Origin of the sequence: Mesorhizobium loti R88b (genome assembly GCF_013170845.1) — a bacterium.
GTDB classification, from domain to species: Bacteria; Pseudomonadota; Alphaproteobacteria; order Rhizobiales; family Rhizobiaceae; genus Mesorhizobium; species Mesorhizobium loti_B.
The window spans coordinates 1940939-1957915 of record NZ_CP033367.1 but is presented as its reverse complement, the minus strand read 5'-3'; the positions used below and the strand labels follow the sequence as shown (position 1 = coordinate 1957915).

18 protein-coding genes are annotated in these 16977 nt (G+C 64.0%); 7 read left to right on the top strand and 11 right to left on the bottom strand.

What is annotated here, in order from left to right; translation table 11 throughout:
- The first annotated feature begins 35 nt into the window (after positions 1-35).
- Together EB235_RS09575 and ubiG are read left to right on the top strand one after the other, a co-directional pair.
- Positions 36-1874 (top strand): CHASE3 domain-containing protein, encoded by a 1839-nt coding sequence (locus EB235_RS09575; protein WP_027031211.1) that lies wholly within the window; start codon positions 36-38, stop codon positions 1872-1874.
- Positions 1875-1994: 120 nt separating this feature from the next.
- Entirely contained in the window at positions 1995-2744 is a 750-nt protein-coding gene (gene ubiG / locus EB235_RS09570; RefSeq protein ID WP_027031212.1) for a bifunctional 2-polyprenyl-6-hydroxyphenol methylase/3-demethylubiquinol 3-O-methyltransferase UbiG, read from the top strand.
- Positions 2745-2750: 6 nt separating this feature from the next.
- Here the strand turns inward: ubiG and EB235_RS09565 are convergent, their stop codons facing one another.
- The gene (locus EB235_RS09565; protein WP_027031213.1) at positions 2751-3641 is read right to left on the bottom strand and encodes a DMT family transporter; all 891 of its coding nucleotides are present in this window, start codon (positions 3639-3641) and stop codon (positions 2751-2753) included.
- Positions 3642-3759: 118 nt separating this feature from the next.
- Here EB235_RS09565 and EB235_RS09560 point away from each other — a divergent pair, with 118 nt between their 5' ends.
- On the top strand, positions 3760-4245 hold the full coding sequence (locus tag EB235_RS09560) for a MarR family winged helix-turn-helix transcriptional regulator (RefSeq protein WP_027031214.1): 486 nt from the start codon (positions 3760-3762) through the stop codon (positions 4243-4245).
- Positions 4246-4249: 4 nt separating this feature from the next.
- Here EB235_RS09560 and EB235_RS09555 read toward each other — a convergent pair whose 3' ends face one another.
- The 4 genes from EB235_RS09555 to EB235_RS09540 are packed head-to-tail and all read right to left on the bottom strand — an operon-like array spanning position 4250 to position 6633.
- Positions 4250-4675 (bottom strand): DUF1178 family protein, encoded by a 426-nt coding sequence (locus tag EB235_RS09555; RefSeq protein ID WP_027031215.1) that lies wholly within the window; start codon positions 4673-4675, stop codon positions 4250-4252.
- Complete coding sequence (locus EB235_RS09550; protein ID WP_027031216.1) at positions 4672-5538, bottom strand: carbon-nitrogen hydrolase family protein; 867 nt, start codon at positions 5536-5538, stop codon at positions 4672-4674. The genes EB235_RS09555 and EB235_RS09550 overlap by 4 nt, the downstream gene beginning before the upstream one ends.
- A gap of 10 nt (positions 5539-5548) precedes the next feature.
- The gene (gene grxC / locus EB235_RS09545; protein ID WP_027031217.1) at positions 5549-5818 is read right to left on the bottom strand and encodes a glutaredoxin 3; all 270 of its coding nucleotides are present in this window, start codon (positions 5816-5818) and stop codon (positions 5549-5551) included.
- Between the two features lie 26 nt (positions 5819-5844).
- Positions 5845-6633 carry a ComF family protein gene (locus EB235_RS09540; RefSeq protein ID WP_432431177.1) on the bottom strand — a complete coding sequence of 263 codons (789 nt, stop codon included), beginning with the start codon at positions 6631-6633 and terminating at the stop codon, positions 5845-5847.
- 76 nt (positions 6634-6709) lie between these two features.
- On the opposite strand from EB235_RS09540, the gene EB235_RS09535 reads away from it, so the two are divergent.
- Entirely contained in the window at positions 6710-7582 is an 873-nt protein-coding gene (locus tag EB235_RS09535) for a methyltransferase domain-containing protein (RefSeq protein ID WP_027031219.1), read from the top strand.
- 21 nt (positions 7583-7603) lie between these two features.
- Here EB235_RS09535 and EB235_RS09530 read toward each other — a convergent pair whose 3' ends face one another.
- From EB235_RS09530 to argJ, 5 genes are all read right to left on the bottom strand, one after another.
- Entirely contained in the window at positions 7604-7789 is a 186-nt protein-coding gene (locus tag EB235_RS09530) for a Flp family type IVb pilin (RefSeq protein ID WP_027031220.1), read from the bottom strand.
- A gap of 110 nt (positions 7790-7899) precedes the next feature.
- A complete protein-coding gene (locus EB235_RS09525) occupies positions 7900-8214 on the bottom strand; it encodes a hypothetical protein (RefSeq protein ID WP_027031221.1) in 315 nt (104 codons plus the stop codon).
- Between the two features lie 125 nt (positions 8215-8339).
- Positions 8340-8762, bottom strand: coding sequence for an 8-oxo-dGTP diphosphatase MutT (gene mutT / locus EB235_RS09520; protein WP_027031222.1), 423 nt, complete (start codon positions 8760-8762; stop codon positions 8340-8342).
- An 8-nt stretch (positions 8763-8770) separates the two neighbouring features.
- Positions 8771-9523, bottom strand: coding sequence for a GNAT family N-acetyltransferase (locus EB235_RS09515; protein ID WP_027031223.1), 753 nt, complete (start codon positions 9521-9523; stop codon positions 8771-8773).
- Between the two features lie 29 nt (positions 9524-9552).
- Positions 9553-10794 carry a bifunctional glutamate N-acetyltransferase/amino-acid acetyltransferase ArgJ gene (gene argJ / locus EB235_RS09510; RefSeq protein ID WP_027031224.1) on the bottom strand — a complete coding sequence of 414 codons (1242 nt, stop codon included), beginning with the start codon at positions 10792-10794 and terminating at the stop codon, positions 9553-9555.
- Between the two features lie 165 nt (positions 10795-10959).
- Here argJ and EB235_RS09505 point away from each other — a divergent pair, with 165 nt between their 5' ends.
- Positions 10960-12186: a caspase family protein gene (locus EB235_RS09505; protein ID WP_027031225.1), complete on the top strand. Its 1227-nt coding sequence runs from the start codon at positions 10960-10962 to the stop codon at positions 12184-12186.
- 103 nt (positions 12187-12289) lie between these two features.
- A complete protein-coding gene (locus EB235_RS09500; RefSeq protein ID WP_027031226.1) occupies positions 12290-12892 on the top strand; it encodes a TetR/AcrR family transcriptional regulator in 603 nt (200 codons plus the stop codon).
- A gap of 147 nt (positions 12893-13039) precedes the next feature.
- Here EB235_RS09500 and EB235_RS09495 read toward each other — a convergent pair whose 3' ends face one another.
- Positions 13040-13969 (bottom strand): peptidylprolyl isomerase, encoded by a 930-nt coding sequence (locus EB235_RS09495; RefSeq protein WP_027031227.1) that lies wholly within the window; start codon positions 13967-13969, stop codon positions 13040-13042.
- A 262-nt stretch (positions 13970-14231) separates the two neighbouring features.
- On the opposite strand from EB235_RS09495, the gene secA reads away from it, so the two are divergent.
- A complete protein-coding gene (secA, locus tag EB235_RS09490) occupies positions 14232-16964 on the top strand; it encodes a preprotein translocase subunit SecA (protein ID WP_027031228.1) in 2733 nt (910 codons plus the stop codon).
- Positions 16965-16977 lie beyond the last annotated feature (13 nt).

Below are 16977 nucleotides of genomic sequence, written 5' to 3'. Positions count from 1 at the left end.
CGGCATAACAGATGATTGCTCGTCTTCGGCGCGCCATGCGATTGCAATCGCTCCCGCTTGTCATCGGGTTCGCCGTGCTGGCGCTGATCGTCGGCACCCGGGCCTTTCTGGTTGAAGGCCAGAGGGCCAATCGCGCCGCCGCGCGCGAGACGATCGAGTACCAGGAACAGCTTTCCGGGCTGCTTTCAATGGCGCAGGATGCCGAGAGCGGCCAGCGCGGCTACCTGCTGACCGGCGAGAAATCCTATCTCGAACCGTACCAGAAGGCCGTCGAGGCAATCCCGGGGCAACTTGCCCGCATCGATGCCATGACAGCGTCCAACGATCAGCTCGCCCCTCAGGTCAGCCACATCAAGGACGCACTGGCACAGAAACAAGCTGAACTGGCCGAGACGATAGCTCTCTACGACAAGGGTGACGCGGCAAAGGCGCTGCAACTGGTCCGCAGCGGCCAGGGCAAGGCGGCCATGGACGAGATCCGGGCCAGCATGGACACGATCCGGCGCATTGGCGGCGCCGCGATTGCCGCGCGTGATGACCACACCGACCAGGTCGAGACCTGGCTGCGCATCGGCTCGCTTGCCGCCCTGCTGGCGATCTTCCTGCTCGGCACCTACACGATCCGCGAATCCCGCCGCCGTTTCCGCGAGGTTGTCACCGGCCAGGAAGAGCTGATGCGCAAGAACATCGAGCTCGGCAATGAGATCCAGACGCGCGAAAACGCCGAATCCCAGATCCGCCAGATGCAGAAGATGGAGGCTGTCGGGCAACTGACCGGCGGCATCGCTCACGATTTCAACAACATGCTGGCGGTCATCCTCAGCGCCATGAACCTTGCCCAGCGCAAGTTGAAGCGCGGCGAGCACGACCTCGAGAAGTTCATCGAAGCGGCGACGGACGCCGCGACGCGGGCGGCCAATCTGACGGGCCGGCTGCTTGCCTTCTCCCGCCAGCAGCCCCTGGCACCGCAGATTGTCGACACCAATCGTCTGGTGACGGGAATGTCCGACCTTTTGCGCCGCGCGCTTGGTGAGGGCATCCGCATCGAAACCGTACTGGCGGGCGGCTTGTGGAAGACCCATGCCGACCCAAGCCAGATCGAGAACGCCATCCTCAACCTGGCGGTCAATGCGCGCGACGCCATGGGCGAGGACGGCAAGCTGACCATCGAGACCGCCAACAGCCACCTTGACGACAGCTACGCCGCAACGCACGCCGAGGTTGCGGCCGGCCAATATGTGATGATCGCCGTCAGTGACACCGGTGAAGGCATGTCCGCCGATATCATGGCCAAGGCCTTCGAGCCGTTCTTCACCACAAAGCCTGTCAACAAGGGCACGGGTCTGGGGCTGAGCCAGGTGTTCGGCTTCGTCAAACAGTCAGGCGGCCACGTCAAGATCTACTCCGAGCCGGACCAGGGCACGACGATCAAGATCTATCTGCCGCGCTTTTTTGGTGCAGAGGAAGCCGCCGTGCCGACCGGGCGGAACGAGAATCCAGCACCTGTCACCGAAACAATCCTTGTCGTCGAGGACGACGTCCGCGTGCGCGCTTCCACCACCGATGCCTTGCGCGAACTCGGCTACACCGTCATCCATGCCGGCAGTGGCCAGGAAGCGTTGCAGAAGCTGGCGGAAAACCCCGGCGTCGCCCTTCTGTTCACCGACATCGTCATGCCGGTGATGAACGGCCGCAGGCTGGCGGAAGAGGCGGTCACACGCATGCCTGCGCTGAAGGTGATCTTCACCACCGGTTTCACCAGGAATGCCGTGGTCCACAACGGCGTGCTCGACCATGACGTGCACTTCCTGGCCAAGCCGTTCACCATCGAGCAGCTGGCCGCGAAGCTGCGCGACGTGCTGGACGCGAAGTAAGGCCGGCCACGCCGCCGGCCCCACTATTGGTCAGCCCGTCACTCTGGCAGCGTTGAAAAATTGTTGCCTTGACATTCGATGCCTCACGCCCGACTTCCTAGCGTTCGAGGAGACCAACCGATGCCAGAGCCCCGACGATCGACGATCGATGCCGGAGAAGTGGAACGCTTTTCCGCCCTTGCCGCCGAATGGTGGAACCCGAACGGCAAGTTCCGCCCGCTGCACAAATTCAATCCGGTCCGGCTGTCCTATATCCGCGACCAGATCGCGGCGCGCTTTGGCCGTGACCCGCGTGCCGCGCGGCCTTTCGAAGGCCTGCGCATCCTCGACATCGGCTGTGGCGGTGGCCTTTTGTGCGAGCCTATGGCGCGGCTTGGCGCCGAGGTGGTCGGAGCGGACGCCTCTGAAACAAACATCGAAGTCGCGAAACTGCACGCGGCCGAAGGCAATGTGAGTGTCGACTATCGTGCCACGACGGCCGAGGACCTCGCCGATGCCGGCGAGACATTCGACGTCATCCTCAACATGGAAGTGGTCGAACATGTCGCCGACATCGACCTTTTCGTGGCCAAATGCGGGCAGATGGTCCGCCCCGGCGGCATCATGTTCGTGGCCACCATCAACCGCACGCTGAAGGCGCTGGGCCTGGCGATCATCGGGGCCGAATATGTGCTGCGCTGGCTGCCGCGCGGCACCCATCAGTTCGGCAAGCTGGTGCGCCCGGAAGAACTGGAAAAGGCGCTTGGCGGCGCCGGCCTGACCATCATCGACCGCACCGGCGTCACCTACAATCCGCTCGCCGATCGCTGGGCGCGCTCGAAGGACATGGACGTCAACTACATGGTGCTGGCGGAAAAGGGATCGGTCTGATCCTGATTACGCCTTCTGGCTTTGCGCCTTGGTGGTGATGACGACACCGACGGTGATGATGACGGCGCCGATCCAGGTCAGCAGCTGATAGTGCTCGCCAAGGAAGATCGTGCCGGCAAACAGCCCGACTGCCGCCGCCACATAGCCGATCTGGCTGAGATAGACCGGGCCGCCGACCGCCTGCAGCCGGAAGAAGAAGGCGAACATTGCCGTGGCCGACGCAACCTGCGCAATGACCACCAGCGGCAGGGCGCCGAGTGGGGCGAAGGCCTTGCCGCCCAGCAGGACAAGAATACCGGCGAGCAGCATCGCCGCAGACGCCAGATGGCTACCGACGGCAAGCTCGATCGGGCAGGTGCCTTCCGGCCAGTCGATGGTGCGGTAGATGTTGCCGGCGGCAAGGCTGACCGGGATCAGTAGGCCCATCACCACCCAGAACAGGTCGGCCGGCTGGCCGGCCTCGCCGCGCGTCGCCGCCACCATGACGGCGCCGACGAAGCCGACGGCGATGCCAATGATGCCCAGCATGTTGGGGCGCCGGACACGCAGCACGATTGAAAACACCAGCGTGATGACTGGCGACAGCGTGAACATGATGCCGGTGTAGCCGGCGCCAAGATGCGGAATGGCCGAGAACATCAAAAGATTGGGCGCGGCATAGGACACTGCCGCGGTAACGAAGAAATAGCGCAATTTGTGCGCGTTGAGCTGGATGTGCTGGCCGCGTGCCAGGAGCACGCACAAAAGTACACCGCCGGCGCCGAGCGAGATAACGAAGGCCCAGACCATGGCCGGCACGCCGGCCGCCGTGGCGAGCTTGCCGAAGGGTAGCGTCAGGCCGAGCAGGCCGCCGGTGACGACGAGCAGGCCGAGCGCCGAATCCCACAGATATTTCATCGGATTGTCCCCGTCACTCAACGGCCAAATTTGGCACTTGCGGCGCTTGGCCGGTCCTGTATGTTGAGATAACATATCGCAAAGATTCTTAACGTCAATATATTTAACGGTGAGACATATGGATCGCGCGGCAAAGGCGATCGAGCAGTGGAAACGGGAGCGGCCGGACCTGGACGTCTCGCCGATGGGCGTGCTCGGGCGATTGAACGAAGCCTCGTCGCTGATCGCGCATGACCGCCTCGCCCCGCTGTTCGCCCGTTTCGGACTGCAAGCCGGCGAATTCGACGTGCTGGCGACGCTGCGCCGTTCCGGCCAGCCTTACGCGTTGACGCCGACCGCTCTCTACGAGGCGACGATGGTGACGTCAGGCGCCATGACCAACCGGCTCGACCGGCTGGAGAAGGCCGGATTGATCCTACGCGGCCCGCACCCCAACGACCGGCGCGGCATTGTCGTGCAGCTGACTGAAAAAGGTCTGGCGTTAATCGACGAGGCTCTGACCGCTCACGTCGCCAACGAGCATGAAATCCTCGCCGGCCTGAGCAACGCCGAACAGGAGACGCTGGCTCTGCTCCTTGGCAAATTGATCGGAAGCTTGAGCTAGTCGCTCAGTTGCGATCGTCCGGAAACACCGGGATCGGCATGAAATCGACGCCATCCTCGGCCAGGCTCTTGGCCTCGTCCAGCGTCGCCTCGCCATAGATGCCGCGTGCATCGGTTTCGCCGAAATGGATTTTGCGCGCTTCCTCGGCGAACTTGTCGCCGACATAGTCGGCGTTCTCGCGCACTTTCTCGGCCATCGCCTTGAGCTGCGCCAGCGCCTGCTTCTGCGCCTCGCCCATGGCCAGCGCTATGGTTTCCTGCTTGCGCGCCGTGGAGACAGCCGGCGCCATCAGCGCCTTCTGCACCTTGTGCGAGCCGCAGCTGGGGCAATCGACAAAGCCGCGCTTCTTCTGGGTGTCGAAATCGTCATTGCTGCGGAACCAGCCCTCGAACTCATGCTCATGCTCGCAGATCAGGGCAAAGCGGATCAAGAGGCCGCACCCCGGAGACGCGGCGCCTCCACTGCGCCGGCATTGATGGTGAAATCACGCGCATTCTTCAAATTCGGAATCTTCTTGCGCGCTGCAAGCGACTGCGCCGGATCGATCTCGGCGACGATCACCGCCGGCTCGTCATGCGCGGCTTCGGCGACGATACGGCCCCAAGGATCGACGATCAGCGAATGGCCATAGGTCTCGCGGCCGTCCTCATGCAGGCCGCCTTGCGCGGCGGCGATAACATAGGCGCCGTTCTCGATGGCACGGGCTCTCAGCAGCACGTGCCAGTGCGCTTCGCCGGTCTGGCGGGTGAAGGCGGCGGGCACGGTCAAAACGTCGGCCCCTGCCAGCGCCTCGGCACGGAACAGTTGCGGGAACCGCAGGTCGTAGCAGACCGCGAATCCCAATTTCGCGCCCGCGACCTCGGTCACGACAGCCTCGGTGCCCGGCTCGTACGCGGCGGATTCGCGCCAGCTCTCGCCATTGTCGAGATCGACATCGAACATGTGGATCTTGTCATAGGTGGCCAGCGTGGCACCGTCCGGACCAAACAGCAGCGCCCGGTTGGCGAGCTTGCCGTCGGCGCGCAGGATGGCGGTCGAGCCGATATGCAGGAAGACGCCGAGTTCGCGCGCCAGCCGGCGCGCGGTCGCGACGACGATGTCCTTGTCCTCGGAGGTGAAGGAAGCGGCGCGCGCTTCCTTGTCGCGGATCAATGCCCCGGTCATTTCCGGCGTCTGGATGTAGGTCGCACCCTGGCCTGCCGCCTCACGCACCAGCCGTTCGAGATCGACCGCATTGCGTTCGGGACTCTCGCCTGAACGCATCTGGATCGCAGCGGCCTTGAAAACACCCATCGTCAAACCCTCAAATCGTTGCGCCGTTGGCGAGCATCTTGTCGAGCCGGCCTTCGGCCTCCAGCTCATGAAGGTCGTCGCAGCCGCCGACATGCATGTCGCCGATGAAAATCTGCGGAAAGGTGGTGCGCCCGTGCGCCCGCGAAATCATCTCCTGGCGCAATTCCGGCGAAAACGAAGCGTCATGCTCGGTATAAGTGACGCCCTTGCGCTCCAGCAACCGTTTGGCTGCCGTGCAGTAGCCGCACATCATGCGCGTGTAGATGGTGACATCGACCATGACGAATTTCCGCTTTCCTTGCCGACTTATATAGTCGCGGACTCGTCCGCCCGGAAGTCCCCCGGCAACACACGCGCGAAGGTCAGCACGTCGACGCCGGCCGCACCTCCCCTTTTCAGCGCCTTGGTTGCCGCACGCACGGTGGCGCCGGTGGTGTAGACATCGTCGATCAGAAGCACCCTGCGGCCGGCGATTTCGATTTCCGCCTCGGCGGGCACTCGAAAGGCGGCACGAACATTCTCCTCGCGCTCCTGCCGCTCCAGCCCGACCTGCTGGCGCGTGAGTTTCACGCGCCGCATGGCGGAAGGCGCGAAAGACAGCCCACTGAGTTCGCAAACCGAACGTGCCAATTCCGCCGACTGGTTGAACCGCCGCCTGAAGAAACGCCGCCAGTGCAGCGGCACCGGCACCACCACATCGGCCTCGGCGATGAGGTCGGCGCCGGCGCGCACCATCCAGCGCGCCATCCAAGGTGCCAAATCGGTACGATCCTGGTATTTCAGCCCTTGCACCATCTGACGAGCAACGCCGGAATAGGCAACGGCGGCCCGCGCCCGCTCGAAGGGCGGGGGATCGGCGATCGCCTCGGCCGAGAGAAAGCCCTCGCCCATATGGTGGGTGAAGGGCGTGCCCATCACCGGGCACCACGGCCGTTCCAGAAGCCGCAGCTTCGGCCAGCAGGCGCCGCACAGCACACCGGGCTGGGAAACGTGCCGGCGGCAACCGGCGCAGACCGGCGGAAACAGGATGCGCGCCGGCCAGCCGAAAGCCGATCGGGTGAGCTTCCTGATCCCAATTGACTTGATCTCCAGCATCGGATCGGCCACGTGGTTGGTCCTTCGCGCCACCATACCAATTACATCGGGGCGTCGACAAACAAGGATCCGCCCGTTGCAGCCGATAATGGATACCGATCTCTGGCTGGCGCACAAGCGGCGCGCGCTCACTCATCGCGTCGACGGCGCCGATTTCCTGATGAACCGTGCCGCCGAGGATCTTGCCGACCGGCTGGGTGCCGTCGAGCGCAGGTTCGGCAAGGCGGCGGTGCTGTTTTGCCAGACGCCGGCCGCGGCTGACGTGCTCGCCGCGAGCGGCAAGGTGGGGGATATCGTCCGTGTCGAGACGGACGCGGGTTTTCTGAATGGGGCCGCCGGCTTGACCGCACCGCTGGAAACCGTGCCCTTCGAGCCGCAGAGCCTCGATCTGGCGGTGTCGCTACTGTCGCTGCAGGCGATGAACGACATTCCCGGCATGCTGATCCAGATCCGCCGCGCGCTGCGGCCGGACGGGCTTTTCCTCGGTGCCTTCGCCGGCGCCGGCACACTGGGCGAGTTGCGCGAAAGCCTGCTTGCGGCCGAGACCGAGCTTTACGGTGGCGCAAGCCCGCGCGTCATCCCGTTCACCGACGTGCGCGATGCCGGAGCGCTTCTGCAGCGTGCCGGTCTTGCGTTGCCGGTCGCCGATGTGGAGACCGTGACTGTGCGCTACGCCAGCCTGTTTGCCCTGATGGCCGACCTGCGCGCCATGGGCGAAACCAGCGCTCTCGCCGATCGCAGCCGGCGGCCGGGCTCACGCCAGCTGTTTGCGAGGGCCGCGGAAATCTACGCCAAGCGTTTTTCCGATCCCGACGGTCGGGTCCGGGCAAGTTTCTCGATGATCTGGATGTCCGGCTGGGCGCCCGATGCGTCGCAGCAAAAACCGCTGAAGCCAGGTTCAGCCAAGGTCTCGCTGAAAGCTATACTGGAGGGGCCTGAAGAAAATTGACCTGTACCGACAGGGCTAACTTCAAGGTGAAGGTGCGAAAGCGTTCGCGAGCCTGCTCCCACTGTTGCTGAACATCCAGCTTATCTGGTTGAAGACCTGGCCGATGCCACCAATGATTGTCAGGGACACCACTGCGACGATCAGGGCGTACTCGACGACCGTGGCACCAGTCTCGTCCTTCAGAAAGCGCAGCAGCAATGTTTTCATCACCTCAATCCCCCGTGCCGGAACCTTACCGCCGATCTGTTAAGAAAGGTTAACGGCAAAGCCTTAACAGGCGGTGAAAAGGCCGCCCTTTCGAAAACATCTTAACCATTTCAGCAGTCGCCGCTGGTCTTGCCGTCGGACGCGATAATGCAGACTGAATCGGGCTGCGACTGCAGCACACTGCGGCGCACCGTATAGGTGCTGCGATGACCGATCGAGCCGGTGGCCGTCATGTCGAGGCCGGGAAAGTCATTGCGGGCCGCTTGCGAGCGCGTCCCGCTGTCGAGGAAAGGTGTCGCGATCAGGGCCAGTGCCACCGCGGCCGAGCCAAACAGCAGTGTGATGCGCAGGATGCCCATGCCGGCATCGGCGGCGCGAAAACCGCGGTCGGGCCGGATCGAATCCCAATCCCTGTCCAGGCTCATACGATCGCTCCCCAGCGAAAAGGCGACGTGGCCATCATGACGCGGCCATGGGTCAATTTTTCATGATCAGATAAATCTTCCATTAACGCTGGCTGATATGGACCGTGGCCCCTTAGTCCCGATGCTCACAGGAGATCGATGAGGAACGGGATCAGCGGCGCGTCGGCCGGCGGCATTGGATAGTCGCGCATCTGTTTTGGCCGCACCCATTTCAACGCCTGCCCTTCCCGGGGCTGGGCGATGCCACGAAAGCGGCGGCAGACGAACAGCGGCATCAACAGATGGAAGTCGTCATAGGAATGGCTGGCGAAGGTGAGTGGCGCCAGGCACGGAATGTCGGTCTCGATGCCGATCTCCTCTTGCAGCTCGCGGATGATGCATTGCTCCGGCGTCTCGCCGGGTTCGACCTTGCCGCCGGGAAATTCCCACAGGCCGGCAAGCTGCTTGCCTTCTGGCCGCTGCGCCAGCAGCACACGGCCGTCGGCGTCGACCAGCGCACAGGCGGCGACCAGCAGCAGGCGCTTGCCGGCATTCACGACGTCATTCATGCCCAACTTCACTCATGACCAGGCGGCCGGCGATAGTGGTAGCGGTAGACTTCCTCGAAGCCTAGCGAGCGATAGAGCGCCAATGCCGGCACGTTACCGGCCTCGACCTGCAGCCAGGCTTCGCGTGCGCCGCGCAGCCTTGCCCATTTCAGCGCCGACAGGATCAGGTTACGGCCGTGGCCCTTGTTGCGCGCCGCCTTGTCGGTGGCGACCTCGAACAGGCCGGCGAGATCGCCGTCATGCACGCAGATCAGCGTCGCCAGCGCCTCGGCTCCATCCTCGAGCGCAAACAGCCCTGCCTCCGGCTGGATGGCGCCAATGATCTCCGACAGGCCGGGCCGCAGCGAAACGTCCGAGCAGCTGACCTTGAGCAATGCGCCGATGAAGCGGCTGATGTCCTTGAGCGGAATCTGGTCCATGGCGGCATCAAGCTGGGCATCGGCCAGCGGCAGCCGCATGACCAGCGATTCGTCGAACCGGCTCCAGCCCTCCTTGTCGAGATGGCTGGCCAGGTCGGGTCCCGACAGCGGCGACATGCGGAACGTCAACGGTCTTCCATAGGCGTCGAAACGGCGGCTGGCGCGGCCGATGCGGTCGGCCATGTGCTGGATGTCGCCGGGATCGAGCGGGTTGACCGAATTCAGCCGCTTGGCCGGATGGCCGGCGGTCAGCCGCACCACCCAGGTGCCGTCATAGTGGACGGCCGCTGCCGGCCAGGCGCGAAAGCCGGCCGCCTCGTAGCGGCGCACGATCGCGAGCATGCTTGCCGGATGCCTGGAAGCCAAAACCGTCAGCTCCGGTAGTCGCCATTGATGGCGACATATTCCTTGGTGAGATCGCAGGTCCACACCGTCGCCTTGCCGCGGCCAATGCCGATATCGGCGCGGATGAGGATATCGTCGCGCTTCATGTAGGCCGAGGTCTTTTCTTCCGAATAGGCCGGGTCGCGCTCGCCCTCATGCGCCAGCCGGTTGTCGCCGAACCAGATCGACAGCCGGTCGCGGTCGGCGGGCTCGCCGGCCTTGCCGACGGCCATGACGACACGGCCCCAATTGGCGTCCTCGCCGGCAACCGCCGTCTTGACCAGCGGCGAATTGGCGATCGACAGCGCGATGCGCTTGGCCGAGCGGGCCGACTTCGCACCGGTGACGGTGACTTCAACCTGCTTGCGGGCGCCCTCGCCGTCGCGCACCACTTGCAGCGCCAGCGACTTCAGCACCTTGTTTAGCGCCCGGCGGAACTGGCCGAGCCGGGCATCCTTGGGATCGGTGATCTCAGGCGCGCCACGCTTCGCGGCCTTGCCGGTGGCAAAGATCAGCAGTGTGTCGCTGGTCGAGGTGTCGCTGTCGACGGTCACCGCGTTGAAGGTCTTGGCGGTGCCGCGCGACAACAGATCCTGCAGCACGGGCGCTGCGATCGGCGCGTCGGTGGCGATGAAGGACAGCATCGTCGCCATGTCGGGCGCGATCATGCCGGCGCCCTTGGAAATGCCGTTGATGGTGACATCGGTGTCGCCGAGCTTGACCGTCTGCGTCGCCACTTTCGGATAGGTATCCGTGGTCATGATGGCTTTTGCCGCCTCGGTCCACAGGTCCGGTTTGCCGTTGCTGACCAGCCCGGCGAGCAGATGGCTGAACTTGGTTGTGTCGAGCGGCTCGCCGATGACACCGGTCGAGGCGAGGAACACCTCGCCAGCCGTGCAGCCGGCCGCCTTGGCCGCCGCCTCGCCGGTCAGCGCGGTGGACTCGCGGCCTTTCTTGCCGGTGAAGGCGTTGGCGTTGCCGGAATTGACGATCAGCACCCGAGCCTTGCCGGCGCCAAGGTTCTGCCGGCAAAAATCGACCGGCGCCGAAGGGCATTTCGACTTCGTGAACACGCCGGCGACCGCTGTGCCCGCGTCGAAGACCATAGCCAGCAGATCGGTGCGGTTCTTGTACTTTATCCCCGCTTCGGCGGTGGCGATGCGCACCCCTTCAATGACAGGCATTTTGGGGTATTTCTTCGGCGCGAGCGGCGAAATCGTCGTGGACATGGGGACCTCGGGCGGGAAATTCGCAAGGGAAGGCCGGTTTGCCCGATACGGCGCGCGGGCGCAAGGGCGTTTTCGCCGCGCCTGCCGGGGCGGCAACCACCGCGAATTAAGCTTGCATTTCAATTCTGTTGGCGTCGCGGGGGCCTGTGGCGCTATGATTGCCCCATGGGCAGGCTTGCGATCCTCGCATGGGCATTTCTGGGACTTTTGCTGCTGAGCGCCGACGCTGAGCCGCAGCGGCGCGTGGCGCTCGTCATCGGCAACGGCACCTATGCCGAGGCTGGCACGCTGGCCAATCCGGTCAACGACGCACTCGACATCGCCGACAAACTGCGTTCCATCGGTTTCGAGGTCATCGAAGGCAACGACCTCGGCAAGCGCGAGCTTGAACGCAGCATCGGCGAGTTCTCGGATGCGCTCGAAGGCGCCGGTGTCGGGCTGTTCTACTATGCCGGCCATGGCCTGCAGGTCGACGGGCGCAATTACATCGTGCCGGTCGACGCCAGGCTGGACATGCCGGTGAAGCTGCAGCTCGAAGCGGTGCCGATCGACGAAATCCTCGACATCATGGAACAGCAGACCAAGGTCAGCCTGGTGTTTCTCGATGCCTGCCGCAACAACCCGTTTGCCCGCAGCCTGAGCCGCACCGCCACGACGCGGTCGGCGACGGCACTCGCCGGCCTGGCACAGTTCGATTCGACGCGCGGCTCCTTCATCGCCTTCTCGACGGCACCGGGCGCTGTCGCCATGGACGGGAGCGGGCGCAACTCGCCCTTCGCCGCCGCGCTTTTGCGGCACATCGCCGAACCCGGCCAGAGCATCAACGACATGATGATCGCGGTGCGCCGCGACGTGGTTTCGCAGACGCGCGAAAGCCAGCGCCCCTGGGAACAGGGCTCGCTGCTCGAACGCTTCGAGTTTGTGCCGAGCGGCGAGCCGGTGAAACCGCCCGCGCCAGCCGCGGCCCCTGAGCCCTCGACACAAGTGGCGACGCTCGAGCGTTCGGTCGGCGACGACAAAAGCGCGATCGAGAAGTTCCTGCGCGACGATTACCTGTCGCCGGACATCAAGGATATGCGCACGGCCGTCAAACGGCTTTACGGCCCATCCGCCACCATCTTCGGCACGCCTTACGATGCCGAAGCGCTCGTGAAAGTGAAAAGCGACTGGTTCGCGCAATGGGCCTCATGGTCGCTTGGCCTGGAACCAGGCAGCCTGGAGGTTACACCGCACGGTGAGGGCAGTGCCCAGGCCGTCTTTGCCATGAGCTACGACTACACACCAAAGGACAAGGCGGCGGCGCGTGTGGCAGGCAAGGCGCGGGTGACGCTGGAATTGATCAAGACTGTTGATGGGTGGCGTATCGTGTCGGAGACGTCACAGGCGATGTGACGGCCATCGCCTGCGGCTAAGCTTCTGCGCTTGAAAACGGGGCGTTTCGTTTCATGGCCGGATCACTTATCGTTGCCGGCAAATTGAAACGAGGACATCAGGAATGGCCGAGGACGCGGATCCGGCACGCAAATCGATTGGCGCCCGGCGCAATCCCGACAGCGCCGAAGCCATTCTGGAGGCCGCCGAAGCCGTACTGGTCGAGGCCGGCTATGCCGGTTTCTCGATCGAGGCGGTGGCGCGCCGTGCCCGCGCCGGCAAGCCGACCATCTACCGCTGGTGGCCGAGCAAGGCGGCACTGCTGCTTGACGTCTACCAGCGCCAGAAGCGCGTCGACATTCCCGATACCGGAAGACTGGAAGAGGATCTCGTCGGCTTCCTGGTCAATCTGTTCGCGCACTGGCGCCAGACATCGTCAGGCAGCGTGTTCAGGTCGCTGATCGCCGAGGCACAGTCGGATGAAACCGCGGCCGCCGCTCTTGCCGGATATGCCGAAGGCCGCCGCACCCACACCGGCCAGATCATCGATCGCGCCAAGGCACGGGGCGAGATCGCCGATGATATCGATCCGGCCGTGGTCGCCGACCTCGTCACCTCCTATGCCTGGCGGCATCTGCTGACCAACCGGCTCGACGAGCCTGAGACAACGATCCGCAAAATGGTCCGCTATCTCCTGCAAGGCATAGCGGCCAGCGCGGGCCAATAAAAAAGGGGCGCGGCAACCTTGGCTGCCGCGCCCTTTTGAAAAGTTTTCGAGCAATTCCAGGAAAAGTGTGAAGCGGTTTTCCGTCCGGAATTGCGTTGGAAATAAAGCGGTTCGGCGTTTCCATGAAACGATGAACCGCTTTGAGGCTTACTTGGCGCTTTCCAGCGTGTCGACGGCCTGCTTCAGCTTGGCGTCCGCGATTTCGACCTTGGCGCCGGCGCGCAGCGACTTGACCAGGGCGAAATACTTGTCGCGGATGACCGCCTGCTTGGCCTGGTCCTTGACGTCGTCGAAGGCCGGCGGCTGCTTGGCGCGCTTGTCCTCGACTTTGATGACATGCCAGCCGAACTGCGACTGCACCGGCTGCTCGGTGTACTTGCCGACATCGAGCGCGAACGCGGCCTTGTCGAACTCCGGCACCATCTGGCCAGGCCCGAACCAGCCGAGGTCGCCGCCATTGGACTTGCCCGAGGGATCGCTGGTGTGCTCGTTGGCGAGCTTCTGGAAGTCGGCGCCGCCGTCGAGCTGCTTGATGATCGCCTCGGCCTCTTCCTTCGTCTTCACGAGGATGTGACGGGCATGCACTTCGTTGACCGGCGGCGTGTTGGCGATTTCCTGGTCGTAGCGGGCGCGGATTTCGGCGTCGGTGACCTTGTCGACAACACCCTTCTCGACCATCTCGCCATGCAGCGCGCGCTGCTGCAGGAAGGCCATGCGGCGCTGGAAGTCGGGATCCTTGTCGAGACCGTCGGTAACGGCCTTGGCGGCCATGACGCGGATCTCGATAGCCGCCGAAAGGGCAGCGGCGCGGCGCTGTTCAGGCGGCAGCTGCGCGAATTGCTGCGACAGCTCGCCCTCGGCAAGCACCAGATCGGCTTCCGTCAAGGGCTGGCCGTTGACGGTGGCGACCACGGCATTCGGGTCGACGGGGGCCGCGGGGGGTGCTGCGGGGGCCGCGGCATCGGCCGGAGTAGCGGGAGCGGTCTCCTGCGCCATGACAGGCGACAGGCAAAGAGCCGACAGGCCGAAGGCCAAACCAAGGCTGGCGAGCGACGCACGGCGAAACAACAAGGGCATAAGGATGACTCCGGTGAGGGATTATAAGGAGGGTGGCTTCCAGATCAGCCAGATTGTGGCGGAATTTGGCGCGACCGGCAGGGCCAGCGCGGCGTTGACATCAGTTGAGCCCCCTCTTATCTGTCCAACGACTTTGCGTCCAGAACCGTTTTCCGGGCGCTTTTTGTGTTTGTCCGTATTTGGGCGGTGCATTCACGTGGATTTGATGGGGCCGGCCGGCGCTCATCTTAAAGATTGAGAATTCTATCGAAAGGACCATTGAATGGTCAGTCTCGGCGGTCTCGCCCGTAAGGTTTTCGGTTCCTCTAACGACCGCCGGGTCAAATCGACCCGGCCTCGTGTCGAGGCGATCAACGCCATGGAAAACGAGATGCGGGCGCTCTCCGACGCCGAACTCGCTGGGCGCACGGAAAAATTCCGCCAGGACATCGCCAATGGCGCCAGCCTTGAGGATCTTCTGGTCCCGGCCTTCGCCACCGCCCGTGAAGCGGCACGCCGCGTGCTCGGCATGCGCCCCTTCGACGTCCAGCTGATCGGCGGCATGGTGCTGCACAATGGCGGCATCGCCGAGATGCGCACCGGCGAGGGCAAGACCCTGGTCGCGACGCTGCCGGTCTACCTCAACGCGCTCGCAGGCAAGGGCGTCCACGTCGTCACCGTCAACGACTATCTCGCCACCCGCGACTCCGAATGGATGGGCCGCGTCTACAAGTTCCTCGGCCTCTCGGTCGGCGTCATCGTCCACGGCCTGTCGGACGAGGAACGCAGCGCCGCCTACGCCTCGGACGTCACCTACGCCACCAACAACGAGCTCGGCTTCGACTATCTGCGCGACAACATGAAGTACGAGCGCGCCCAGATGGTGCAGCGCGGTCACAATTACGCAATCGTCGACGAAGTCGATTCCATCCTGGTCGACGAGGCGCGCACGCCGCTGATCATTTCCGGTCCGCTCGAGGACCGTTCGGAAATGTACAACACTATCGACACCTTCATCATCCAGCTGCAGCCGCAGGATTATGAGATCGACGAAAAGCAGAAGACCTCGATCTTCACCGAGGAAGGCACCGAGAAGCTGGAGAACCTGCTGCGCGACGCTGGCCTGCTGAAGGGCGAGTCGCTCTATGACGTCGAGAACGTCGCCATCGTCCACCATGTCAACAACGCGCTGAAGGCGCACCGGCTGTTCCAGAAGGACAAGGACTACATCGTCCGCAACGACGAGATCGTCATTATCGACGAGTTCACCGGCCGCATGATGCCCGGCCGCCGCTATTCGGAAGGCCTGCACCAGGCGCTGGAAGCCAAGGAGCATGTGGCGATCCAGCCGGAGAACCAGACGCTCGCCTCCGTCACCTTCCAGAACTACTTCCGCCTCTACAAAAAACTTTCCGGCATGACCGGCACGGCGCTGACCGAGGCCGAGGAATTCGGCAACATCTACGGCCTCGAAGTCACCGAGATCCCGACCAATTTGCCGGTCATCCGCAAGGACGAGGACGACGAGGTCTACCGGTCGGTCGAGGAGAAGTACAAGGCGATCGTCAAGGAGATCCGCGAAGCCAGCGCCAAGGGCCAGCCGACGCTGGTCGGCACGACCTCGATCGAAAAGTCCGAGCAACTGGCCGAGCGCCTGCGCAAGGAAGGTTTCAAGGATTTCGAGGTGCTGAACGCCCGCCATCACGAGCGTGAAGCGGCGATCGTCGCCCAGGCCGGCAAGCCCGGCGCCATCACCATCGCCACCAACATGGCCGGCCGCGGCACCGACATCAAGCTCGGCGGCAATGCCGAAATGCGCATCGAGGACGAACTGGGCGACATGCCTGCCGGCCCCGAGCGCGAGGCGCGGGAAAAGGAAATCCACGCCGACATCGAGCGCCTGAAGGAAAAGGCGCTGGCCGCCGGCGGCCTCTACGTGCTCGCCACCGAGCGCCATGAATCGCGCCGCATCGACAACCAGCTTCGCGGTCGCTCCGGTCGCCAGGGCGACCCCGGCCGCTCGAAATTCTTCCTGTCGCTGCAGGACGATCTGATGCGCATCTTCGGCTCCGAGCGCATGGACGGCATGCTGCAGAAGCTCGGCCTCAAGGAAGACGAGGCGATCATCCATCCCTGGATCAACAAGGCGCTCGAGAAGGCGCAGAAGAAGGTCGAGGCGCGCAACTTCGACATCCGCAAGAACCTCCTGAAATATGACGACGTCTCCAACGACCAGCGCAAGGCGGTTTTCCAGCGGCGTATCGAGCTGATGGACGGCGAAGGTCTTTCGGAAACCATCGCCGAGATGCGCGAAGGCGTCATCGACGATATCGTCGCCAAGGCCATTCCCGAAAACGCCTATGCCGAGCAGTGGGACGTCGCCGGCCTCAAGGCCGGGGTTGCCGAATTCCTCAATCTCGACCTGCCGGTCGATGACTGGGCCAAGGAAGAAGGCATCGCCGAGGACGACATCCGCGAGCGCATCACTGCTGCCGCCGATGCAGCCGCCAAGGAGCGCGCCGAACGCTTCGGCCCCGAAGTGATGACCTATGTCGAGCGCTCGGTGGTTCTGCAGACGCTCGACATGCTGTGGCGCGAGCACATCGTCAACCTCGACCATCTGCGCTCTGTCGTCGGCTTCCGCGGCTACGCCCAGCGCGATCCGCTGCAGGAATACAAGGGCGAGGCGTTCGAGCTGTTCCAGGCGATGCTCGGCAATCTGGAACAGGCCGTCACAGCGCAGCTGATGCGCGTCGAACTGGTCCGCCAGGCCGCCGAAGCCCCGCCCCCGGAAGCCCCCGACATGTTCGGCACGCATATCGACGGCACCACCGGCGAGAATGATTTCGAAGGCGGCGAAACCGCCCTCCTGGTGCGCCCGGAGCAGAACGTTATCGTTGCTCCCGAGGATCGCGACCCCAACAACCAGGCCACCTGGGGCAAGGTCGGCCGCAACGAAGCCTGCCCCTGCGGCTCGGGCAAGAAGTACAAGCACTGCCACGGGGCGTTCGCGTAAGCCACTGCTTCCC